General features: G+C 71.5%; 22 protein-coding genes. 10 read left to right on the forward strand and 12 right to left on the reverse strand.

Features of this window, described 5'->3' with window-relative positions; genetic code table 11:
- The first annotated feature begins 62 nt into the window (after positions 1 to 62).
- From HZS56_RS29665 to recX, 5 genes are all read left to right on the forward strand, one after another.
- Complete coding sequence (locus tag HZS56_RS29665; protein ID WP_216723889.1) at positions 63 to 1,457, forward strand: MFS transporter; 1,395 nt, start codon at positions 63 to 65, stop codon at positions 1,455 to 1,457.
- Positions 1,454 to 2,551 (forward strand): L-idonate 5-dehydrogenase, encoded by a 1,098-nt coding sequence (locus HZS56_RS29670; protein ID WP_253915117.1) that lies wholly within the window; start codon positions 1,454 to 1,456, stop codon positions 2,549 to 2,551. The genes HZS56_RS29665 and HZS56_RS29670 overlap by 4 nt, the downstream gene beginning before the upstream one ends.
- A gap of 59 nt (positions 2,552 to 2,610) precedes the next feature.
- Positions 2,611 to 3,612, forward strand: a complete 1,002-nt coding sequence (locus HZS56_RS29675) for a sugar kinase (protein WP_216723890.1) — start codon at positions 2,611 to 2,613, stop codon at positions 3,610 to 3,612.
- A gap of 276 nt (positions 3,613 to 3,888) precedes the next feature.
- Positions 3,889 to 5,019, forward strand: coding sequence for a recombinase RecA (recA, locus tag HZS56_RS29680; RefSeq protein ID WP_216723891.1), 1,131 nt, complete (start codon positions 3,889 to 3,891; stop codon positions 5,017 to 5,019).
- A 3-nt stretch (positions 5,020 to 5,022) separates the two neighbouring features.
- Positions 5,023 to 5,865, forward strand: coding sequence for a recombination regulator RecX (recX, locus tag HZS56_RS29685; protein ID WP_216723892.1), 843 nt, complete (start codon positions 5,023 to 5,025; stop codon positions 5,863 to 5,865).
- 265 nt (positions 5,866 to 6,130) lie between these two features.
- On the opposite strand, the gene HZS56_RS29690 is transcribed toward recX, so the two are convergent.
- The 8 genes from HZS56_RS29690 to HZS56_RS29720 form a co-directional block, all read right to left on the reverse strand.
- Positions 6,131 to 6,547 (reverse strand): rhodanese-like domain-containing protein, encoded by a 417-nt coding sequence (locus tag HZS56_RS29690; RefSeq protein WP_216723893.1) that lies wholly within the window; start codon positions 6,545 to 6,547, stop codon positions 6,131 to 6,133.
- Positions 6,544 to 7,140: a cupin domain-containing protein gene (locus HZS56_RS29695; RefSeq protein WP_216723894.1), complete on the reverse strand. Its 597-nt coding sequence runs from the start codon at positions 7,138 to 7,140 to the stop codon at positions 6,544 to 6,546. The genes HZS56_RS29690 and HZS56_RS29695 overlap by 4 nt, the downstream gene beginning before the upstream one ends.
- Before the next feature lie 81 nt (positions 7,141 to 7,221).
- Positions 7,222 to 7,410 (reverse strand): putative leader peptide, encoded by a 189-nt coding sequence (locus HZS56_RS39145; protein WP_374201224.1) that lies wholly within the window; start codon positions 7,408 to 7,410, stop codon positions 7,222 to 7,224.
- Between the two features lie 16 nt (positions 7,411 to 7,426).
- A complete protein-coding gene (locus HZS56_RS29700) occupies positions 7,427 to 9,046 on the reverse strand; it encodes an FAD-dependent monooxygenase (RefSeq protein ID WP_216723895.1) in 1,620 nt (539 codons plus the stop codon).
- Positions 9,047 to 9,222: 176 nt separating this feature from the next.
- Positions 9,223 to 10,119 (reverse strand): amino acid ABC transporter permease, encoded by an 897-nt coding sequence (locus HZS56_RS29705; RefSeq protein WP_216723896.1) that lies wholly within the window; start codon positions 10,117 to 10,119, stop codon positions 9,223 to 9,225.
- Entirely contained in the window at positions 10,116 to 10,784 is a 669-nt protein-coding gene (locus HZS56_RS29710) for an amino acid ABC transporter permease (RefSeq protein WP_216723897.1), read from the reverse strand. Before HZS56_RS29710 ends, HZS56_RS29705 begins: the two co-directional genes overlap by 4 nt.
- A gap of 84 nt (positions 10,785 to 10,868) precedes the next feature.
- Positions 10,869 to 11,702 carry a glutamate ABC transporter substrate-binding protein gene (locus HZS56_RS29715; protein WP_216723898.1) on the reverse strand — a complete coding sequence of 278 codons (834 nt, stop codon included), beginning with the start codon at positions 11,700 to 11,702 and terminating at the stop codon, positions 10,869 to 10,871.
- Between the two features lie 125 nt (positions 11,703 to 11,827).
- Complete coding sequence (locus HZS56_RS29720; RefSeq protein WP_216723899.1) at positions 11,828 to 12,604, reverse strand: amino acid ABC transporter ATP-binding protein; 777 nt, start codon at positions 12,602 to 12,604, stop codon at positions 11,828 to 11,830.
- Positions 12,605 to 12,925: 321 nt separating this feature from the next.
- Between HZS56_RS29720 and HZS56_RS29725 the strand changes: the two genes are divergently transcribed.
- Together HZS56_RS29725 and HZS56_RS29730 are read left to right on the forward strand one after the other, a co-directional pair.
- Positions 12,926 to 13,624, forward strand: a complete 699-nt coding sequence (locus HZS56_RS29725) for a response regulator transcription factor (RefSeq protein WP_216723900.1) — start codon at positions 12,926 to 12,928, stop codon at positions 13,622 to 13,624.
- Entirely contained in the window at positions 13,621 to 15,048 is a 1,428-nt protein-coding gene (locus HZS56_RS29730) for a HAMP domain-containing sensor histidine kinase (protein ID WP_216723901.1), read from the forward strand. Before HZS56_RS29725 ends, HZS56_RS29730 begins: the two co-directional genes overlap by 4 nt.
- Before the next feature lie 165 nt (positions 15,049 to 15,213).
- On the opposite strand, the gene HZS56_RS29735 is transcribed toward HZS56_RS29730, so the two are convergent.
- The 4 genes from HZS56_RS29735 to HZS56_RS38545 form a co-directional block, all read right to left on the reverse strand.
- A complete protein-coding gene (locus tag HZS56_RS29735) occupies positions 15,214 to 16,209 on the reverse strand; it encodes a TAXI family TRAP transporter solute-binding subunit (protein ID WP_216723902.1) in 996 nt (331 codons plus the stop codon).
- A gap of 222 nt (positions 16,210 to 16,431) precedes the next feature.
- Positions 16,432 to 17,673, reverse strand: coding sequence for a cation:proton antiporter (locus HZS56_RS29740; RefSeq protein WP_216723903.1), 1,242 nt, complete (start codon positions 17,671 to 17,673; stop codon positions 16,432 to 16,434).
- 4 nt (positions 17,674 to 17,677) lie between these two features.
- Positions 17,678 to 18,163, reverse strand: coding sequence for a cation:proton antiporter regulatory subunit (locus HZS56_RS29745; protein ID WP_216723904.1), 486 nt, complete (start codon positions 18,161 to 18,163; stop codon positions 17,678 to 17,680).
- Positions 18,164 to 18,174: 11 nt separating this feature from the next.
- Positions 18,175 to 18,393, reverse strand: a complete 219-nt coding sequence (locus HZS56_RS38545; protein WP_253915118.1) for a hypothetical protein — start codon at positions 18,391 to 18,393, stop codon at positions 18,175 to 18,177.
- On the opposite strand from HZS56_RS38545, the gene HZS56_RS29750 reads away from it, so the two are divergent.
- The 3 genes from HZS56_RS29750 (at position 18,362) to miaB (ending at position 21,606) form a co-directional block, all read left to right on the forward strand.
- On the forward strand, positions 18,362 to 19,336 hold the full coding sequence (locus HZS56_RS29750; RefSeq protein ID WP_308408188.1) for a HAMP domain-containing sensor histidine kinase: 975 nt from the start codon (positions 18,362 to 18,364) through the stop codon (positions 19,334 to 19,336). The genes HZS56_RS38545 and HZS56_RS29750 overlap by 32 nt on opposite strands.
- Positions 19,336 to 19,995, forward strand: coding sequence for a response regulator (locus HZS56_RS29755; protein ID WP_216723906.1), 660 nt, complete (start codon positions 19,336 to 19,338; stop codon positions 19,993 to 19,995). The genes HZS56_RS29750 and HZS56_RS29755 overlap by 1 nt, the downstream gene beginning before the upstream one ends.
- A 93-nt stretch (positions 19,996 to 20,088) precedes the next feature.
- Positions 20,089 to 21,606 (forward strand): tRNA (N6-isopentenyl adenosine(37)-C2)-methylthiotransferase MiaB, encoded by a 1,518-nt coding sequence (gene miaB / locus HZS56_RS29760; RefSeq protein WP_216723907.1) that lies wholly within the window; start codon positions 20,089 to 20,091, stop codon positions 21,604 to 21,606.
- The last annotated feature ends 2 nt before the right edge of the window (positions 21,607 to 21,608 follow it).

The following is a 21,608-nucleotide window of genomic DNA, read 5'->3' on the forward strand; positions in this document are numbered from 1 at the left end:
CCCCCGCACCGCTTCCGCCCCCCTGCACCCACCGTTCCCGTCCCCGAACAACGGAGTTCACGATGAAGGACAGCGCCGCCACCGCGGAGCAGACGCGCCCCGCGGAGCGCACCACGGGCGACCTGGCCAGAGCCGCCGTCTCGGGCTGGCTGGGCACGGCCATGGAGTTCATGGATTTCCAGCTCTACTCGCTGGCCGCCGCGATCGTCTTCAACAAACTCTTCTTCCCCGACGTCAGCCCCGCGATCGGCCTGATCGCCGCGATGGCCACCTACGGCGTCGGCTACGTCGCCCGGCTCGCGGGCGCCGTCTACTTCGGGCGCATGGGCGACCGGCTCGGCCGCAAGAAGGTCCTCTACATCACCGTCCTGCTGATGGGCGCCTCGACCACCCTGATCGGCGTCCTGCCCACCTACGGCACCATCGGCATCATGGCGCCGATCCTGCTGGTCGCGCTGCGGCTGGCCCAGGGATTCGGCGCGGGCGCCGAGATCGCCGGCGCGACCGTCCTCCTCGCCGAGTACGCCCCCGCCAGGCGCCGGGGCCTGGTCTCCTCGCTGGTGTCGCTCGGTACCAACTCCGGGACCCTGGCCGCCTCCGGCCTGTGGGCCGTACTGCTCGCCGTGCTCACCGAGGACCAGCTCCTCTCCTGGGGCTGGCGGCTGCCGTTCCTGCTCAGCTTCGCCATGATGCTGTTCGCCGTCTGGCTGCGCCGCGGGCTGAAGGAGAGCCCCGTCTTCGAGGAGCGCGCCGACGTCGTGGACGGTGTGGCGCTGGCCCGCGACGAGGTCGAGTCGGCCATCGCCGAAGCGGGTGAGCAGCAGGGCGGCGTACTGGCGGCCGGGGTACGGCAGCGCAAGGGCAGGGCCTTCTTCCTCGCGTTGGCGCTCCGCTTCGGCCAGGCCGGCAACTCCGGGCTGATCCAGACCTTCCTGGTCGGTTACATCGCCACCAACCTCGCCGTCGACCGGTCCGTTCCCACGGACGCCATCGTGTACGGCTCACTGGTGGGCTTCGCCACCGTGCCGTTCGTCGGGCTGCTCGGCGACCGCATCGGCCGCCGCGTGCTCTATCTGGTCGTCTCGGCGCTGACCGTGGTCCTCGCCTTCCCGGTGATGCTGCTGATCACCTCGGGCACGACACCCGGCGTGATGATCGGCATGGTGCTCGGCCTCAACGTCGGTGTGCTCGGACTGTTCTCGCTGGAGAGCGTGACGATGGCCGAGCTCTTCGGCGCCCGCACCCGGTTCACCCAGCTCGCCCTCGCCAAGGAGATCGGCGGCATCCTCGCCACCGCGATCGGGCCCGTCCTCGCCGCCACCCTCACGGCCGTCACCGGGAGCTGGTGGCCCATCGCGGCCATGCTCATCGTCTACTCACTGATCACTTTCGTCGGCGCGTACCTCGCGCCCGAGACCCGCGGACGCGACCTGGTCCGCCTGGAGGACGCCGTATGACCACCGCCACCGAGGGACGCGGAGCGTCCGCGGCCGCCGGGAGGCGCACCATGCGCGCCGTGGTGGTGCACGGCCCCGGCGACGTCCGCGTGGACGAACGGCCACTGCCGGTGCCGGGCCCCGGAGAGGTGCTGCTGGCCCTGGAATGGGGCGGGATCTGCGGGTCCGACATCGCCTACTGGAAAAACGGCGCGTCCGGCACGGCCGCGCTCGCCCACCCGCTGGTGCTCGGGCACGAGGTGGCGGGCCGGATCGCCGTGCTCGGCCCGGGCGTCACGGGGCTCGCGGAGGGCCTGGCGGTCACCGTCCACCCCGCGCGGTTGGTCGGCGACGGCCGACTGCCCCGGCGGATCGCCGGCCGCACCAACCTCTACCCGCACGTCCGCTACTTCGGTTCCGCGGCCTTCACCCCGCACACCGACGGCGGGTTCAGCGAGTACCGCACGGTCGACGCCGACCAGGTACGGCCGCTGCCGGACGGGGTGGACACCGAGCAGGGAGCGCTGGCGGAACCGCTGGCGGTGGCCCTGCACGCCGTCGGCCGGGCCCCGTCCCTGCGCGGCCGGACGGTCCTGGTCAACGGCGCCGGGCCGATCGGCTCCCTGGTGGTGGCCGCCGCCAAGCACCGCGGCGCGGACACCGTGGTCGCCGCGGACCTGTCGCCGGACGCGCTCGGCGTGGCCCGCGCGATGGGCGCCGACGAGATCCGCGACCTCTCGCGCGGTGAGACGCTGCCGGAGGACACAGAGGTGGTCTTCGAGGCGTCCGGCGCCCCCGCGGCGCTCGGTGCGGTACTGCGGGCCACGGCCCGCGGCGGCACCCTCGTCCAGGTCGGCAACCTGCCCGGCAGCGTGGTCTCCGCGGTCCTCGGCGACCTGGTCACCCGTGAGATCACCTGGGCGGGTTCCTACCGTTTCGTGGAGGAGATCGACGACGCGCTGCTCGCCCTGCGCGACGGTGTGGACGTCACGCCGCTGATCACCCACCGGTTCCCGATCGAGCGGGCGACCGAGGCGCTGTCGGCCGCCGCGGACCCGGCCGCCGGCAGCAGCAAGGTGCTGCTGAGGCTGTCCGGCGGGCAGCCGGGCGCGTAACCCGGCGAGCAGGCCGCACCGTACTCCGTTTCCGTCCACGCCCTTCCGACAGGAGCCGCATGCCGACCGCCCCTCCGCTGCCCGCCGCCGACGCCGTGTGCGTGGGCGAGACGATGGCCGTTCTCGGACCGTCGGACGACCGGCCGCTCGCCGAGCAGGAGTCGGTACGGCTGGGGACCGGCGGCGCCGAGTCCAACGTCGCCTGCGCGCTGGCCGGGTTCGGCCACCGCACCGCCTGGCTCAGCCGCCTGGGCGACGACCCGTTCGGCCGCCGTATACGGGCCGAACTCACCGCCTGCGGCGTCGACGTGGACGCCGTGCAGACCGACCCGGACCGGCCGACCGGGGTCTACTTCAAGGACCCGGGCCGGGCGGGCACCCGGACCCATTACTACCGCCGGGGATCGGCCGCCGCCGGCATGGGCCCGGAGCTGGCCAGGCTGCCCCTGCTGCGCCGGGCCCGGCTGGTGCACCTGTCCGGCATCACCGCCGCGCTCTCCGACAGCTGCGGACAACTGCTGGACGCGCTCCTCCTCGACCGGGACCCCGACGCGGAGGGCAGGGCCGCCGGACCGGTCGTCTCCTTCGACGTCAACCACCGTCCGGCGCTGTGGCGCGGCGGATCCGGACAGGCCGCCGACCGGCTGCTGACCCTGGCCCGCGCCGCCGACCTGGTGTTCGTCGGACGGGACGAGGCGGAGGGGCTGTGGGGCACGAACCGGGCGGACGACGCTGCGGCGCTCCTCGCGCCGGCACCGGCCGTGGTGGTCAAGGACGCCGAGCACGGGGCGACGTCGTACGTGCGCGGCACCCGGACGTACGTGCCCTCGCTGCCCACGAAGGTGGTCGAACCGGTCGGCGCGGGCGACGCGTTCGCGGCCGGTTATCTCTCCGGAGCCCTGGACGGCCGCGACGAGCGCGCGCGGCTGCGCCTCGGCCACCTCGCCGCCGCGGCGGCCCTGCGCACGCGGGACGACGTACCGGTCGTGCCCGCACGCGAGGAGACCGGCCGCTTCCTCGCCCTGGACGACGAGGCCTGGGCGACCCTGCCACGGCGCTGAGCCGGGCAGGTGTCCCGGGCCCGCAAGGCCGCCGCGGGCCCGGGACACCTGGTGGACGTACGCTCGGAGAGGCCGCGTGATGCGCTTGACACGAAAATCGAACATCCATTCTTATGGAGGCTCCGGCGAAGCCCGTGGCAGGTGATTTCGACGGGGTTTGGGTGGATAAGTGCCCTAGTTGTCCACAGGTCGAGCCCGCGTCACGGCGCATTGTCAGTGGCAGGCATTAGCGTCTTCGATGTGAAGCGATCGAATCAAGCAAACCGGGTGGAACCCATGGCAGGCACCGACCGCGAGAAGGCCCTGGACGCCGCGCTCGCACAGATTGAACGGCAATTCGGCAAGGGCGCGGTCATGCGCATGGGCGAGCGGTCGAAGGAGCCCATCGAGGTCATCTCGACCGGTTCGACCGCGCTCGACGTGGCCCTCGGCGTCGGCGGCATCCCGCGCGGCCGGGTCGTGGAGATCTACGGCCCCGAGTCCTCGGGCAAGACGACCCTGACCCTGCACGCCGTGGCGAACGCGCAGAAGGCCGGCGGTCAGGTCGCGTTCGTGGACGCCGAGCACGCCCTCGACCCCGAGTACGCCAAGAAGCTCGGCGTCGACATCGACAACCTGATCCTCTCCCAGCCGGACAACGGCGAGCAGGCCCTGGAGATCGTGGACATGCTGGTCCGCTCCGGCGCCCTCGACCTCATCGTCATCGACTCCGTCGCCGCGCTCGTCCCGCGCGCGGAGATCGAGGGCGAGATGGGCGACAGCCACGTCGGTCTGCAGGCCCGGCTGATGAGCCAGGCCCTGCGGAAGATCACCAGCGCGCTCAACCAGTCCAAGACCACCGCGATCTTCATCAACCAGCTCCGCGAGAAGATCGGTGTGATGTTCGGCTCCCCGGAGACCACGACCGGTGGCCGCGCGCTGAAGTTCTACGCCTCCGTGCGCATCGACATCCGCCGCATCGAGACCCTGAAGGACGGCACGGAGGCGGTCGGCAACCGCACCCGCTGCAAGGTCGTCAAGAACAAGGTCGCGCCGCCCTTCAAGCAGGCGGAGTTCGACATCCTCTACGGCCAGGGCATCAGCCGCGAGGGCGGCCTGATCGACATGGGTGTGGAGCACGGCTTTGTCCGCAAGGCCGGCGCCTGGTACACGTACGAGGGCGACCAGCTCGGCCAGGGCAAGGAGAACGCGCGCAACTTCCTGAAGGACAACCCCGACCTGGCCAACGAGATCGAGAAGAAGATCAAGGAGAAGCTGGGCGTCGGCGTGCGTCCCGAGGAGCCGGACACCGAGCCGGGCGCGGACCCGGCCGCCGTCTCCGCCGCACCGGCCGACGCCGCACCCGCGGTGCCCGCCCCCGCGCCGGCCAAGGCCACCAAGTCCAAGGCCGCGGCAGCCAAGAGCTGACCCGTGACACGACGAACCGACTGGGCCGAGTACACGGACGGCTTCGCCGGAGCGGACGACGGTTCGTACGGGGCAGCCGCGGCCCCGTACGAGACGGACCGGTACGAGGAGGGCCGCTACGAAACAGACCGGTACGAGGGGGACCGGTACGCGGCGGATCCGTCCGGCGCCGGCGCCCCGGAGGGAAGCGGGGCGCGCCACGGTGACGGCGGGGCGCGTCGTCCGGGCGGACGGGGCCGCGGACCGGGCGGCGGACGTGGGCGCCGGCGGCGCGAAAGAGCGGAGCCGTCCGCCGAGAACGGAGGCACCACTTCCTCGTCGAGGGCCGAGAAGGGGGAGCCTCCGCGGGACCCGGTCGAGCAGGCACGGGCGATCTGCCTGCGCCTGCTCACCGGGACCCCGCGCACCCGCAGCCAGCTCGCCGACGCCCTGCGCAAGCGGGAGATCCCGGACGAGGCCGCGGAGGAGGTGCTGTCCAGGTTCGAGGAGGTCGGCCTGATCGACGACGGGGCCTTCGCGGACGCCTGGGTGGATTCACGGCACCACGGCCGCGGCCTGGCCAGGCGCGCCCTCGCCAGGGAGCTGCGGACCAAGGGCGTCGACGCGAGCCTCATCGACGCGGCGGTCTCCCGGCTGGACTCCGAGCAGGAGGAGGAGACCGCACGCGAGCTGGTCGCCCGCAAACTGCGCGCCACCCGAGGGCTCGACCGTGACAAGAGGCTGCGCCGCCTCGCGGGCATGCTGGCCCGCAAGGGCTATCCCGAAGGCCTGGCGTTGCGGGTGGTCCGCCAGGCACTCGAGGAGGAGGGCGAGGACACGGAGTTCCTCGGCGAAGAGAACTCCTGACCGTACGTCAGGTGCCCTGAGGTAGGCCGCCGCGCGTCACACGCACCGGCCGCCCGGCCCGTCCGGCCCCGGACGGGCGGCGCGGACCGTGCGGTACGGGCCGTGCGGTACGGGCCCCGGCCCTCAGGACACTTCCGGGCGGACACCCGACGATCCGGGCGGACACCCGACGAATGGAGCCGCCTTGCGTACGGTCGCACCGCCGCACCGCCGCACCGCCGCACCGCCGCACCGCCGCACCGCCGCGCGGACGCCCGCGTCCCGGTCATCGAGCGGGTGTACCGCCCGCGGCAGGACCCGTGACCGGCAGCCCCGCCGCCTGCCAGGCCTGGAAGCCGCCGATCAGATCGGTGGCCCGGTGCAGGCCCAGCCGGTGCAGGGACTCCGCGGCCAGGCTGGAGGCGTAGCCCTCGTCGCACACCACGACCACACGCACGTCGTGGTTCGCGGCTTGGGGGAGACGGTGGCTGCCCTGCGGATCCAGCCGCCACTCCAGCTCGTTCCGCTCGACCACGAGAGCACCGGGGATCACCCCGTCCCGATCGCGCAGAGCGGCGTACCGGATGTCCACCAGCAGTGCGGTACCGGCCTCGGCGGCGTCGTACGCCTCGCGCGGCGCGATCCGCCGGTAGCCGGCGCGTACCCGTTCCAGCAGCGCGTCGATCCCCGTCGGTTCGCTCACTGCCAGTCCTGCGGACGCTCGACCTGCTCAAGGCGCAGAGTGGGACCGGTGCGGCTGTAGCGGCGGATCTGCGGCAGCGGAGGGTAGTAGGCGTGCACGGAGACCGCGTGCTGGTCGGCGGACTCGTTGAGCACCTCGTGCACATGGTGCCGGCCGAAGGCGCGTCCCTTCCCGGCGGGCAGCCGGCGCTCCCGGTCCACGCCCTCCGTGAGTTCCAGGGTCTTCCAGCCGTCGGTGGGCAGACGGGCGGCGAGCGCGTTCTCCTTGAGCTCGCCCGCGGCCGTCACGAAGGCGCCCACCGAGTCGGCGTGGTCGTGCCAGCCGGTGCCCGTGCCGGGCGGCCAGCCGATCAGCCACGCCTCACTGCCGCCCGGCCCCTCCAGGCGCACCCAGGTGCGGCCCTCCGGGTCGAGCGGCAGCGAGGCGATCAGTTCGGCGTCGGAAGCCGTGCGCCGGACGAAGTCGAGGAGTTCGCCCTGCGTGGGCGTGGGCGTGGGCGTGGGCGTGGGCGCGGCCGTCTCCGCGCCGGAGGCGGAGGAGACGGGCGCCGGGGAGGCAGGAACAGAAGCAGGAACAGGGGAGGAGACAGACACGGGTACCGTCCTGGGATGTCGCGAAGGGAACGCGCGGCAGCGCTACGGGAGCGGCATGCGCGAAGAAGGGGGGGCGCGAGTTCAGCAGGACGGACGACACACGCAGCCCGCATAGCGGACGAGGTCCATATGGACCCTCCGCCACAGGCGCACACAGGTGTCGGTCACGCTCCGGAGTAGACCATGACGGTCGAGGCCGGTCAACTCACCGTCAACATACGGACGCCCGCCCCACCCCCCCGGCGCCGGTGGCCAGGGCCACCGGCGCACCCTCGGGGCGGTCGTCTCAACGGGAGCCGGCGGCGGCGCCCGCCGAGCGGGCCGTCCCCTCCGCTTCGGGCGCGGCGCCGCCCAGCGTTGCCTCGGCCGCCGCGTACAGATCCGCCGGACGGACCCCGTTGAGGGCCGTGACCAGGTGGCCGTCCGGCCGGACCAGCAGCACCGTGTGGGCGGCGGCCCCCGGGTAGCTCTCGGCGACCAGCAGTTCGGCGCGGTGGGGGAGTGCCGTCACGGCGGCGGCCAGCCGGGGCATGATCCCGGCGGTGACCCAGTGCTTGCGGTCCCACACCCCCGTACCCGGCGCGATCAGCACCACCAGCAGTGCCCCGCGGCCGAGCCGGTCGCGCAGCCGTACGAAGGTGCCGTCCTCGGCCGTCACCCGCACGTCGTCCACGGGGGCTCCGGGCGCGGTGCCCACGGACACCTCACCGGTGAGGCCGCCGGGCGCGAGGGGCGAACCGGCGTACGTGCCCGGCAGGCCGAGGGCTCCGTTCCCCAGGTGACCGTCCGCGAGCAGCGCGTCGTTGCCGCGTGCCGAGCCGGGCACGTAGGAACGCAGGCCGCCGCCACCGCGCAGCAGCGGGAGCAGCTGGTCCGCGGCGCGCAGCCGTGCGGCGATCGCGGCACGGCGTTCCTGCTGGTAGCTGTCGAGGAGCGCTTCACGCGGCCCGTGGTGCCAGGCCAGGGCCAGCTTCCACGCGAGGTTGTCGGCGTCCAGCAGTCCCTCTTCGAGGCCCTGGGTGCCCAGCGCGCCCATGAGGTGCGCGGCGTCCCCGGCGAGGAGCACGCGACCCACCCGCCAGCGGCGGGCGAGCCGGTGGTGGACGGTGTGGACGCCGGTGTCCAGCAGCTCGTAGGGCGGCAGCTGCCCGTCGGACCAGCCGGTGAGGGTCTCGCGGACCCGGTTCATCAGCAGTTCCGGCGTGACCAGGTCCTTGCCGGGAGGCAGCAGCCAGTCCAGGCGCCAGACACCGTGCGGCAGGGGACGGGCGACGACCTCGCCGGCCGATGGGCCGGACGTCCGCCACGGCGGCAGCCGGTGGAGCAACGCCTCGTCGGTCCACGGCAGCTCGGCGCGCAGGGCGGCGACGGCGTATCGTTCCACCGCCGTACGGCCGGGGAAGCGGATGTCCTGGAGCTTGCGGACCGTGGAGCGGGGGCCGTCGCAGCCGACCAGGTAACTGCCGCGCCACCAGGTGCCGGAGGGCCCACGGGTGTGGGCCGTGACGCCGGACGTCTCCTGTTCGACGCTGTCGAGGCGGCTGTCCGCCGCGATCCTGACGAGCGACTCACGGGCGACGGCGGTCCGCAGGACGCCGGTCAGCTCGTGCTGGGCGATGTGCAGCGGCGCCGGCCGGGTGTCGCCGAATTCGACAGCGCGCGTCACCTGCTTGCGCCGCATCGACCGCCATCCGGCCCAACGGCAGCCCCGCCCCGCCAGAGGCGCGCCGGTCAGCCGCTCGACCAGCGTGACGGCCTCCTCCCGCAGGACGACGGTGCGGGCGGGGCGCGGCTCGTCCTTGCCGGGCCCCTCGTCGAGGACGACGCAGGGCACCTCCTGCCGTGCCAGAGCCAGGGCGAGCGTGAGCCCGACGGGCCCCGCTCCGGTGACGATCACCGGGTCCACGGTGCGGCGCCCCCTGCCCGTCGTGGTGTCCCGGGGGACGTGGGTGAACAGGACATTGGGACAGGGTGCACGGTCACAGAACGTATGCAACCTACTGCCGCTGCCTGCGTCAAGCGACGGAGGCCGTGGCGATCACGCCACGGCCTCCGTTGGTGGTCACCCGAGGTGACCGAGTGTCAGGTGCCGCCACCGGCACCGGTCGCCGCCCCACCGGGAACACCGGCATCGTCGGCCTTGAGTACCGCACCGGTCGACTTCTTGCCACGCCGCAGCCGCTGCTCCAGCCAGCTCGCGAAGCTGGTCAGTGCGAAGTTGATCGCGATGAAGATGACGGCCACCACCGTGAAGCTGGCGATGGTGTTGGCCCCGTAGTAGGCGCTCATCGTGTTGGCGGCAGCGAGCGTCTCGCCGAAGGTGAGGACCGCGCCGCCGAGGGCGGTGTCCTTCACGACGACGACGAGCTGGCTGACGATGGCCGGCAGCATCGCGGTGACCGCCTGCGGCAGCAGGATGAGCCGCATGACCTGGCCCTTGCGCAGACCGACGGCCATAGCGCCCTCGGCCTGACCCTTGGGCAGGGCCAGGATGCCCGACCTGACAATCTCCGCCAGCACCGAGGCGTTGTACAGCACGAGGCCCGTGACCACCGCGTAGAGCGGGCGGTCGTCGCTGCTGACATTCGTGTACTCGGAGAACAGCGCGAGACCGAAGATCATCAGTACCAGTACGGGAATGGACCGGAAGAACTCGACCAGGATCGAGGCCGGCACGCGGACCCAGGCATGGTCCGAGAGCCGGGCGATGCCGAGTGCAGCGCCAAGCGGCAGCGCGATGATCACTGCGAGCGCGGCGGCCTTCAAGGTGTTCTGCAGCCCTGGCCAGATGTACGTCGACCAGGGCTCGCTGCTGGTGAAGAACATCTCCCACTTGGCCCATTCGAGCTGGCCCTTGTCGGAGAGGGTGCCGATGACCCACCACAACACAGCCGCGAAGGCGGCGAAGAAGACGACCGTGAACAGGATGTTGCGCCGCTTGGCACGGGGACCTTGGGCATCGTAGAGAACGGAGCTCATCGCTTCACCGCCACCTTCTTGCCCAACCAGCCGAGGAACAGGCCGGTCGGGAGGGTCAGAACCACGAACACGAGGGCGATGACCGAGGAGATCAGCAGCAACTGGGCCTCGTTCTCGATCATTTCCTTCATCAGCAGCGCCGTCTCGGCGACGCCGATGGCGGCTGCCACCGTGGTGTTCTTGATGAGCGCGATCAGAACGTTCGCCAGGGGAACGACGGAGGAACGGAATGCCTGGGGCAGTACGACGTGCCGCAGTACCTGGCTGAAACTGAGCCCGACAGCCCTGGCAGCCTCCGCCTGCCCGACCGGCACGGTGTTGATGCCGGAACGCAGTGCTTCGCACACGAACGCGGAGGTGTAGAGGACGAGGCCGAGCACGGCGAGCCGGAAGTTGATGGTCTCGAAGTCACCTTCGGCGCCGAGCGTGATCTGCAAGGTCTGATTGAGGCCCAGTGACGCGAACAGGATGATCACGGTCAGCGGAATGTTCCGCACGATGTTCACGTACGCGGTCCCGAAACCGCGCATCAACGGCACCGGGCCGACTCGCATGGCGGCGAGTATGGTGCCCCAGATCAGGGAACCGACGGCCGAGAGCACAGCGAGCTGCACTGTCGTCCAGATGGCTCCCGCCAAGTCGTAATCCTGAAGAAAGTCGAACACGATCTCCCGCGCTTCCGCGTGTAGGGATGCCCGCCCCGGTGCGCCGCCCCTGTTCGAAGGCGGCGCACCTCGTCAGGCCCGGCCTCAGCTCTTGACGTCGCCGATCTTCGGCGCCGGCTCGTTCTTGTAGTTGGCCGGACCGAAGTTGTCGGTGACCGCCTTGTCCCAGGCTCCGTCGGAGACCATGGCCTCGAGCGCGTCGTTGATCTTGGCCTTGAGGTCGCTGCCCTTCTTGACGCCGATGCCGTAGTTCTCGTTCGTCAGCTTGAAACCGCCGAGCTTGAACTTGTCCTTGAACTGCGACTGGGAGGCGTACCCGGCAAGGATCGAGTCATCCGTGGTCAGCGCGTCGATGGCGCCGTTCTGCAGACCGGTGAGGCAGGCCGAGTACGTCGGGTAGTTCTGCAGCTGAGCCTTCGGGGCCAGCTTGTCCTTGATGTTCTGCGCCGAGGTCGAGCCGGTGACCGAGCAGAGCTTCGCGTCGTTCAGGTCCTCCGGCGACTTGATCTTGTCGTCGTCGGCGCGGATCAGCACGTCCTGGTGGGCCAGCAGGTAGGGGCCGGCGAAGTCGACCTTCTCCGACCGCTCGGGGGTGATCGAGTAGGTGGCGGCGATGAAGTCGACGTCACCGCGCTGCAGCATGGTCTCGCGGTCGGCGCTCTTCGACTCCTTCCACTCGATCTGGTCCTCGGTGTAGCCGAGCTTCTTGGCGACGTACGTGGCGACGTCCACGTCGAAGCCCTCGTAGCCGTTCGGGGTCTTCTGGCCGAGGCCGGGCTGGTCGAACTTGATGCCGATGGTGATCTTCTTGCCGTCGCCGGACGAGCCGCCGTCCTTGTCGTCGCCGCCGCACGCGGTGGCGGTCAGGGCGAGGGCGAGCACGGCGGCCGAGGCGGCGGAGACCTTGCGAAGCTTCATGGTGAACATCCTTTGGCTGTGATCGAACTGCGATCGGACGATCAGAGGATCAGGCGATCAGATGCGGCCGTCGACGGCGGGCCGCCAGGTCGGGCGACGCGGGGCACCGGCGCCGTCCGGGAAAATCAGTGGTGCAGGATCTTCGACAGGAAGTCCTTGGCCCGGTCGCTGCGCGGGTTGCTGAAGAACTGGTCCGGCTTGGCTTCCTCGACGATGCGGCCGTCCGCCATGAACACCACGCGGTTGGCCGCGGAGCGGGCGAAGCCCATCTCGTGCGTGACCACGACCATGGTCATGCCGTCCTGCGCGAGCTGCTTCATGACCTCCAGCACCTCGTTGATCATCTCGGGGTCGAGAGCCGACGTGGGCTCGTCGAAGAGCATGACCTTCGGGTCCATGGCCAGCGCCCGCGCGATGGCGACGCGCTGCTGCTGGCCGCCGGAGAGCTGCGCGGGGTACTTGTCCGCCTGGGCGCCCACGCCGACCCGGTCGAGCAGGGCGCGGGCCTTCTCCTCGGCCTTCTTGGCGTCCACCTTGCGGACCTTGACCTGGCCCAGCGTCACGTTCTCGAGCACCGTCTTGTGCGCGAAGAGGTTGAACGACTGGAAGACCATGCCGACGTCGGCCCGCAGCCGGGCCAGTTCCTTGCCCTCGGCGGGCAGCGGCTTGCCGTCGATCGTGATCGAGCCCGAGTCGATGGTCTCCAGCCGGTTGATGGTGCGGCACAGGGTGGACTTGCCGGACCCGGAGGGTCCGATGACCACGACGACTTCGCCGCGGGTGATCGTCAGGTCGATGTCCTGGAGCACGTGCAACGCGCCGAAGTGCTTGTTGACACTCTTCAGGACGACCAGTTCGCCGGTCGCGGCCTTGTCTTCCTTGGCCACCGATACTTCGGTCATCGCTCTCGGGCTCCGTCCTCCTCGGTTTCGGAGGACAGTAGTGACCCATGACACTATGCGTCTCTACATCTGAGGGAGATCTGAGCATCACGATCCGGTAGCGGGTGGCCACAAGTCGTATAGCGGGTGGCCACGAGTCGTAGCCCTGGTGACCAGGGCGCATATCGGCCGGATAACTTCGGGCGGCCGCAACCGGCAGACCCTTGACGCCGTCCCACTCCATCGGCGTCACTGCACTGGGCGCACGCGCGCGTGCCGCCCGATCTCCACCCGCTTTGTACCCGCCGTGGGCGTACGGCCGATGAACCGAAGGGAGCCCGGATGAGGCTGCTGCTCGTCGAGGACGACAACCATGTGGCCGCCGCCCTGTCCGCGATCCTGGCACGGCACGGCTTCGACGTCACCCACGCGCGCAGCGGCGAGGAGGCGCTTCAGGCACTCGTCCCCGAGAGCGAGGCCTTCGGCGTCGTCCTGCTCGACCTGGGCCTTCCCGACCAGGACGGGTACGAGGTCTGCGGCAAGATCCGCAAGCGCACCAGCACCCCGGTCATCATGGTCACCGCCCGGTCCGACGTCCGCTCCCGCATCCACGGCCTCAACCTCGGCGCCGACGACTACGTGGTCAAGCCGTACGACACCGGGGAACTGCTCGCCCGCATCCACGCCGTCAGCCGGCGCAGCGTCCACGAGGACGCCACCGCGAGCACGGAGACCGTGGTGCGCCTCGGGACGGTCCGCATCGAGCTGCCGACTCGCCGGGTCAGCGTGGACGGTTCGGTCGTCCAGCTCACCCGCAAGGAGTTCGACCTCCTGGCCCTCCTGGCCCAGCGGCCCGGCGTGGTCTTCCGCCGTGAGCAGATCATCAGCGAGGTCTGGCGCACCAGCTGGGAGGGGACCGGGCGCACGCTGGAGGTGCACGTCGCCTCCCTGCGCTCCAAGCTGCGCATGCCCGCGCTGATCGAGACCGTCCGCGGCGTCGGCTACCGCCTCGTCGCCCCGACGCCCAGCGGGTCCGGGTGAGCACACGCCTGCTGCCGCTGCTCATCGTCCTGATGGCGGCCGTCCTGCTCGCCCTGGGTGTGCCGCTGGGCGTCAGCGTCGCGCGCGCGGAGCAGCAGAAGGTCGTCATCGACCGGATCGACGACACGGCGCGCTTCGCCGCGCTCGCCCAGTTCGTGACCGAGGACGCGCCGGGCGGCTCCCGCCGGACGAGCACCGATGAACGCCTGGAAACCCTGCAGACCGAACTGACCAGCTACTACGAGGTCTACGGCATCAAGGCGGGCGTCTTCTACCGCAACCACATCCCGATGGCCAACGCCCCGACGACGTGGTTCCTGCCCCGGACCGGTGAGGTCCGCGACTCCTTCGACGAGGCGCTGCTCAGCCGTCGCAGCCACGACCCGCAGCAGGTGTGGCCGTGGCAGGACGGCCGGCTCGTGGTGGCCTCACCGGTCATCCGGGACGGCGACGTGGTGGCGGTCGTGGTCACCGAGTCGCCGACCGACTCGATGGGCTCGCGCACCCTGCGCGGCTGGCTGGTCATCGTCGTCGGTGAGATCGCCGCGATGCTGCTCGCCGTCGGGGCCGCGCTGCGGCTGACCGGCTGGGTGCTCAGGCCGGTGCGGGTGCTCGACGCCACCACCCACGACATCGCGACCGGGCGGCTCAAGTCCCGCGTCGCACCGGCCGGAGGCCCACCGGAACTCAGGCGCCTGGCCCGGTCCTTCAACGAGATGGCGGACCACGTGGAGGACGTCCTCGAGCAGCAGCGCGCCTTCGTCGCCGACGCCTCGCACCAGTTGCGCAACCCGCTCTCCGCGCTCCTGCTCCGCATCGAGCTGCTCGCCCTCGAACTGCCGGAGGGCAACGAGGAGATCGCCTCCGTGCAGGCCGAGGGCAAGCGGCTGGCCCGGGTCCTGGACGACCTGCTCGACCTGGCGCTGGCCGAGCACAGCCAGGCCGACCTGAAGGTCACCGACGTCGGCGCGCTGGCCGCCGAGCGGGTGGCGGCCTGGTCGCCGACGGCCGAGGCCAAGGGCGTACGACTGGTCGGCGACTGCCCGCCGACCACGGGCTGGGCCGACCCGGTGGCGCTGTCCAGCGCCCTGGACGCGGTCATCGACAACGCCGTGAAGTTCACACCGCGCGAGGAGACCGTCCGGGTCGAGGTGGCCTCCACCGGGGACGCCGCCACCGTCGTGGTCACCGACAACGGCCCCGGCCTCACCGATGAGGAACTCGCGCGCGTGGGTGACCGGTTCTGGCGCAGCGGACGGCACCAGAACATCAAGGGCTCCGGTCTGGGGCTGTCCATCTGCCGGGCGCTGCTCGCCGCGGGCGACGGCTCGATCTCCTTCGGCCACCACGCGCCGCACGGCCTGGAGGTGACGGTCACGGTGCCCAGGACGCGCACGGCAAAGGCGGCGCCGGAGCATCCCTGAAGGGAGCGCCGGAGCATCCCTGAGGGCGGGCACCGGAGGGCCCCGGGCGGCACCGGGGCGGCTCGGGGTGGTCCCGGGGCGGCTCGGGGCGGTCCCCGGGCGGCTAGGGGTGGCACCGGAGCCGACGGGCCTGGGCCGGCACCGGTGCGGCGCAGGGCAGCAGGCTTACGGCTTGACCGACCGGTAGTAGCGCCGGGCGCCCTCGTGCAGCTCCAGCGGGTCCGTGTAGATCGCGGTACGCAGGTCCACCAGCTGCGCGGAGTGCACGTGCGCACCGATGCCGTCGCGGCTGTCGAGCACGGTGCGGGTGAGCCACTCGGTGAGCCGCGGATCGACGTCCGCGCGGGTCACCAGCAGGTTGGACACCGCCATGGTGGGCACCACGGCGCCGTTCTGCACGGTGGGGTAGGCCGATTCCGGCATGTTGGTGGTGCGGTAGTAGCGGGTCGCACCGCCGGACCCGTGCAGTCTGGTGACGAGGTCCTCGCCGATCGGCACGAAGCGGAAGGCCGACGTCTGTGCGATCTGCCTGAGCCCGTCCGTCGGTACTCCGCCCGACCAGAAGAACGCGTCGAGTTCCCCGCCCAGCCGCCCCGGACCGGTGTCGATGCCGTCCGCGCGGGGCACGATGTCCGTCTCCGGATCGATGCCGACGGCCTTCAGCAGACGGGTGGCTATCAGCCGTACCCCGGAGTGGGGCAGACCGATGGCCACCCGCTTGCCGCGCAGGTCGGCGACCGACTGGATGTCCGAGTCGCTCGGCACCACGAGCTGGACGTAGTCGTCGTAGAGGCGCGTGACACCGCGCAGCTCCTCGGCCTCGGGGCCGCCGGACAGCTTGTACGTCTCGACCGCGTCGGCCGCGGCGATCGTGAAGTCGGCCTCCCCGGACGCCACGCGCTCGACGTTCTCCTGCGAGCCCGCGCTGGTCATCAGCCGCACGTCCAGGTCCGGCATGTCCCTGCGCAGCTCGGTGCGCAGCAGTTCGCCGTACTTCTGGTAGACACCCGCGCGGGTGCCCGTGCTGAACGTGACCGTCCCGCTCGGCGGCTTGTCGCCCAGCGGCAGCAGCCACCACAGCAGCAGCCCGAGCACCACGGCCCCGGCGACCGCGCCCATGGCGGCCCGGCGCCCGCCGATACGGGAGAACAGCGTGGACATGGGCGAGATCCTGCCAGTCCGCACCCGCACTGACCAGGTCCGGGCCCGCCCGCCTGCCGGAGGGCACCCGCCGGCCGTCCGGACGCCGCGCGGCCGGCGCCCGGGTACGACGGACGAGCGCCCGCCTGCGACGGACGGCCCTGGCACCTGAGTAACGGACGGCCCCGGCACCTGAGTACAGGTACCGGGGCCGTACGGGAACCAGCGGTTCCGGCGGTGGGGTCAGTCGCCCACGGACGCCTCAGCCTCCGCCGCTTCCGCGGCCTTGGGCGTCCCCTCCGGGGAGCCGCCGGGGCGGTCGGGATTGTCGCGCCGCTTGAACAGGCGCATCGCCAGCGGCTCGGTGAAGCGGGCGGTGAGCGGGCCGAGGACGACCAGGATCAGGACGTACGCGGTCGCCAGAGGGCCGAGGGACGGCTCGATGCCGGCCGACACCGCGAGGCCCGCGATGACGATCGAGAACTCGCCGCGCGCCACCAGCGCGCCGCCCGCCCGCCAGCGGCCCTTCACGGAGATCCCGGCGCGTTTCGAGGCCCAGTAACCGGTGGCGATCTTCGTCACGGCGGTGAGCAGCGCCAGCGCGAGGGCGGGCAGCAGGACCGGCGGAATGCTGGCCGGGTCGGTGTGCAGCCCGAAGAAGACGAAGAAGACCGCCGCGAACAGGTCCCGCAGCGGGCTCAGCAGCGTGTGCGCGCCCTCCGCGACCTCCCCGGACAGCGCGATGCCCACGAGGAACGCGCCCACCGCGGCCGACACCTGGAGCTGCTGGGCGACACCGGCGACCAGGATCGTCAGGCCCAGCACCACCAGGAGCAGCTTCTCGGGGTCGTCGCTGGTGACGAAGCGGGAGATGAGCCGGCCGTAGCGCACCGCCACGAACAGCACCAGGCCTGCCGCGGCCAGCGCGACCGCGAGCGTGATGCTGCCCGTCATCAGCCCGGCACCGGCCACCAGCGCCGTGACGATCGGCAGGTACACCGCCATCGCCAGGTCCTCCAGGACCAGCACGCTGAGGATCACCGGAGTCTCCCGGTTGCCGACCCGGCCCAGATCGCCCAGCACCTTGGCGATGACACCGGACGACGAGATCCACGTCACGCCGGCCAGGACCACGGCGGCCACGGGACCCCAGCCGAGGAGCAGTGCCGCCACCGCGCCCGGCACGGCGTTGAGCGCACAGTCGACGAGGCCGGCCGGATAGTGGGACTTGAGATTGGTGACCAGGTCACTGGCCGTGTACTCCAGGCCCAGCATCAGCAGCAGGAGGATGACGCCGATCTCGGCGCCGGTCGCGACGAACTCCTCGCTCGCGCCGAGCGGGAGCAGTCCGCCCTCGCCGAAGGCCAGACCGGCGAGCAGGTACAGCGGGATGGGCGAGAGACGGTAACGGCCGGCGAACCGGCCGAGGAGCCCGAGCCCGAGGATGATGGAACCGAACTCGATCAGCAGAACCGCGCCGTGCACCGGCTCACTCCTGCCCGAGAATCGCGGCGGCGGCGTCGACGCCCTCGCGGGTACCGATCACGATCAGGGTGTCACCACCCACGATCCGGAAGTCGGGGGCCGGTGAGGGTATCGCCTCGGCCCGCCGCAGCACCGCCACGATCGACGCGCCGGTCTCGGTCCGCATGCGGGTGTCGCCGAGCAGCCGCCCGTTCCAGCGGGAGCCGGCGGCCACCTCGATCCGCTCGGCGACCAGCCCCAGGTCGGTGGTGTAGAGCAGGTTCGCACTGTGGTGGGAAGGCTTCAGGGCGTCGATCAGCGCACCGGCCTCGGGGGCGGCGAGCCGCAGGGAGTGGGCGCAGGAGTCGGGGTCGTCCGCCCGGTACACGTTGACCGTGCGGGTGCCGTCGCGGTGCGCCACCACCGACAGGTGGCGGTGTTCGCGGGTCACCAGGTCGTACTGGACCCCGATACCCGGGAGCGGCGTCGCCCTCAGGCGTGGAGCTGACACGAGCTTTCCCCTCATTCGTCCTGCATCTCTTGCGACGCTTCTCGCACGTCCGTGACATGCGCGCGACCTCGCCATGCTGCCATCCGCACGTACGGTGGCGATATGGGTGTCGTGACGGATATACGCAGGCGGTCGCGGTCGGCGAGGCTGTCGGCGGGGGTGTCGTCGGCGAGGTCCGGGAGGAGCGGAAAGAGGAACGTGTCGCTGTTCTGGCGGATCTTCTTGCTCAATGCCGCCGGTCTGTTCGTCGCCACCGCGCTGCTGCTGGGACCGGTCACCGTGTCGACGCCCACGCTGGCCCAGGAGGCACTGGTCCTGCTGGTGGGCCTGGGGCTGCTGCTCGTCGGCAACGCGGTCGTGCTGCGGATCGGGCTCGCACCGCTGCACCGGCTCGGCCGCGCGATGACCACCGCCGACCTCCTGGTCCCGGGCGCCCGCCCGGAGGTCGCCGGCCCCGCCGAGGCGGCGCAGCTGATCGCCACGTACAACACGATGCTCGACCGGCTCCAGGCCGAACGCGCGGCGGGCGCCGGTCAGGCCCTTCAGGCGCAGGAGGGCGAGCGCCACCGCATCGCCCGCGAACTCCACGACGAGGTCGGCCAGACCCTGACCGCCGTCCTCCTCCAGCTCAAGCGCGTGGCCGACCGGGTCCCCGGCGAACTGCGCGAAGAGGTGTCCCTGGCGCAGGAGGCCACCCGGGCCGGCCTGGACGAGATCCGCCGGATCGCCCGCCGGCTGCGCCCGGGCGTCCTGGAGGAGCTCGGCCTCGCCAGCGCCCTGCGCTCGCTCTCCACCGAGTTCACGCACCACGGGCTGGCCGTGCACCACCAGGTCCCGGGAGACCTGCCCCCGCTCAGCCCGGAGGCGGAGCTCGTGATCTACCGGGTCGCCCAGGAGGGCCTGACCAACACGGCTCGCCACTCCGGCGCCGACCGCGCCGAGCTCAGGCTCCGTCCGCTGCCCGGCGGCGTCGAACTCCTCGTCCGGGACAACGGCACCGGCCTCGGCGGGGCGGCGGAGGGCGCCGGCATCCACGGGATGCGTGAACGGGCCCTGCTGATCGGAGCCGGGATCCACTTCAGACCCGCCCCCCAAGGGGGCACCGACGTACGCCTGCGCGTCCCCGCACCACCGGGTGACCGTGCCGCAGACCGAACCGGAGACAGCCCCTGATGTCCGCACGGCCCCCGATCCGCGTCCTGCTCGCAGACGACCACACCCTCGTACGACGTGGGGTACGCCTCATCCTCGACGGCGAACCCGATCTGACGGTGGTCGCCGAGGCCGGTGACGGTGCCGAAGCGGTCGCGGCGGCCCGGGCCACCGGGATCGACCTCGCGGTCCTCGACGTCGCCATGCCCCGCATGACGGGCCTCCAGGCGGCCCGCGAACTCTCCCGCCGGATGCCCGAGCTGCGCATCCTGATCCTGACGATGTACGACAACGAGCAGTACTTCTTCGAGGCACTCAAGGCCGGTGCCTGCGGATACGTCCTGAAATCGGTCGCCGACCGGGACCTGGTCGAGGCGTGCCGGGCCGCCGTGCGCGACGAGCCGTTCATATACCCGGGTGCCGAGCGGGCCCTCGTCCGCTCCTACCTCGACCGCATGCAGGGCGGCGGCGGGGTGCCCGAGCGGCCCATCACCGAACGCGAGGAGGAGATCCTCAAGCTCGTGGCCGAGGGTCACACCTCCAAGGAGATCGGCGAGCTGCTGTTCATCAGCGCCAAGACCGTGGAACGCCACCGCGCGAACCTCCTGCAGAAGCTCGGCGTGCGCGACCGCCTGGAGCTCACCCGGTACGCGATCCGCGCCGGACTCATCGAGCCCTGAGCCCCCCGGGCGGGCCTTGGGTCAGCCCCGGGCGGGCCTCTGGTTGTCCACAGGCGAACCGGGCAATCCCGCCGACCGCCTACCCTTATGGCCATGAGCAGCATCGACCGGAGCCAGTCAGTGGGCGGCACGCGCACCTATGAAGTCCGCACCTACGGGTGCCAGATGAACGTCCACGACTCCGAGCGATTGTCCGGCCTGCTGGAGGACGCGGGCTACGTCCGCGCCCCCGAGGACGCCGACGGCGACGCGGACGTCGTCGTCTTCAACACCTGCGCCGTCCGGGAGAACGCGGACAACAAGCTGTACGGCAACCTCGGCCACCTCGCCCCGAAGAAGGCGAGCCGTCCGGGCATGCAGATCGCGGTCGGCGGCTGCCTGGCGCAGAAGGACCGTGACACCATCGTGAAGCGGGCGCCCTGGGTGGACGTCGTCTTCGGCACGCACAACATCGGCAAGCTGCCCGTCCTGCTGGAGCGCGCCCGCGTGCAGGAGGAGGCACAGGTCGAGATCGCCGAGTCCCTGGAGGCGTTCCCGTCCACTCTGCCCACCCGCCGCGAGAGCGCCTACGCGGCCTGGGTCTCCATCTCCGTCGGGTGCAACAACACGTGCACCTTCTGCATCGTCCCGGCGCTGCGCGGCAAGGAGAAGGACCGCCGCCCCGGTGACATCCTGGCGGAGGTCGAGGCCCTGGTCGCCGAGGGCGTGTCGGAGATCACCCTCCTCGGGCAGAACGTCAACGCGTACGGTTCCGACATCGGCGACCGCGAGGCCTTCAGCAAGCTGCTGCGCGCCTGCGGGAAGATCGAGGGCCTGGAGCGCGTCCGCTTCACCTCCCCGCACCCGCGCGACTTCACCGACGACGTCATCGCCGCCATGGCCGAGACGCCGAACGTGATGCCGCAGCTGCACATGCCGCTGCAGTCCGGCTCGGACCCGGTGCTCAAGGCGATGCGCCGCTCGTACCGGCAGGAGCGTTACCTGGGGATCATCGAGAAGGTCCGCGCGGCCATCCCGCACGCCGCCCTCACCACCGACATCATCGTGGGCTTCCCGGGCGAGACCGAGGAGGACTTCGAGCAGACCCTGCACGTGGTGCGCGAGGCGCGGTTCGCCCAGGCCTTCACCTTCCAGTACTCCAAGCGCCCCGGCACCCCCGCCGCAGAGATGGAGCACCAGATCCCCAAGGCCGTCGTGCAGGAGCGCTACGAGCGTCTGGTCGCCCTCCAGGAGGAGATCTCCTGGGAGGAGAACAAGAGCCAGGTCGGCCGCACCCTGGAGCTGATGGTGGCCGAGGGCGAGGGCCGCAAGGACGGCACCACCCAACGCCTCTCCGGCCGCGCTCCCGACAACCGCCTGGTGCACTTCACCAAGCCCGACCAGGAGGTGCGCCCCGGAGACGTGGTGACGGTCGACATCACCTACGCCGCCCCGCACCACCTGCTGGCCGAGGGCGCGGTGCTCGGGGTCCGCCGCACCCGCGCGGGCGACGCCTGGGAGAGGCGCAACACCGCCGGGCAGGCTAAGCCGGCGGGCGTGATGCTGGGGCTGCCGAAGATCGGCGTGCCCGAGCCCCAGCCGGCCGTGGCGAGTGGCTGCGGCTGCGACTGACC

Origin of the sequence: Streptomyces mayonensis (assembly GCF_018982965.1) — a bacterium.
Classification (GTDB): Bacteria; Actinomycetota; Actinomycetes; order Streptomycetales; family Streptomycetaceae; genus Streptomyces; species Streptomyces mayonensis.

What these genes read in the sequence shown, in the direction of transcription:
- HZS56_RS29665 (WP_216723889.1), top strand. Translation starts at nt 63, where the DNA reads ATGAAGGACAGCGCCGCCACCGCGGAGCAGACGCGCCCCGCGGAGCGC.
- HZS56_RS29670 (WP_253915117.1), top strand. Translation starts at nt 1,454, where the DNA reads ATGACCACCGCCACCGAGGGACGCGGAGCGTCCGCGGCCGCCGGGAGG.
- HZS56_RS29675 (WP_216723890.1), top strand. Translation starts at nt 2,611, where the DNA reads ATGCCGACCGCCCCTCCGCTGCCCGCCGCCGACGCCGTGTGCGTGGGC.
- recA (WP_216723891.1), top strand. Translation starts at nt 3,889, where the DNA reads ATGGCAGGCACCGACCGCGAGAAGGCCCTGGACGCCGCGCTCGCACAG.
- HZS56_RS29705 (WP_216723896.1), bottom strand. Translation starts at nt 10,119, where the DNA reads ATGAGCTCCGTTCTCTACGATGCCCAAGGTCCCCGTGCCAAGCGGCGC.
- HZS56_RS29715 (WP_216723898.1), bottom strand. Translation starts at nt 11,702, where the DNA reads ATGAAGCTTCGCAAGGTCTCCGCCGCCTCGGCCGCCGTGCTCGCCCTC.
- HZS56_RS29720 (WP_216723899.1), bottom strand. Translation starts at nt 12,604, where the DNA reads ATGACCGAAGTATCGGTGGCCAAGGAAGACAAGGCCGCGACCGGCGAA.
- HZS56_RS29725 (WP_216723900.1), top strand. Translation starts at nt 12,926, where the DNA reads ATGAGGCTGCTGCTCGTCGAGGACGACAACCATGTGGCCGCCGCCCTG.
- HZS56_RS29735 (WP_216723902.1), bottom strand. Translation starts at nt 16,209, where the DNA reads ATGTCCACGCTGTTCTCCCGTATCGGCGGGCGCCGGGCCGCCATGGGC.
- HZS56_RS29755 (WP_216723906.1), top strand. Translation starts at nt 19,336, where the DNA reads ATGTCCGCACGGCCCCCGATCCGCGTCCTGCTCGCAGACGACCACACC.
- miaB (WP_216723907.1), top strand. Translation starts at nt 20,089, where the DNA reads ATGAGCAGCATCGACCGGAGCCAGTCAGTGGGCGGCACGCGCACCTAT.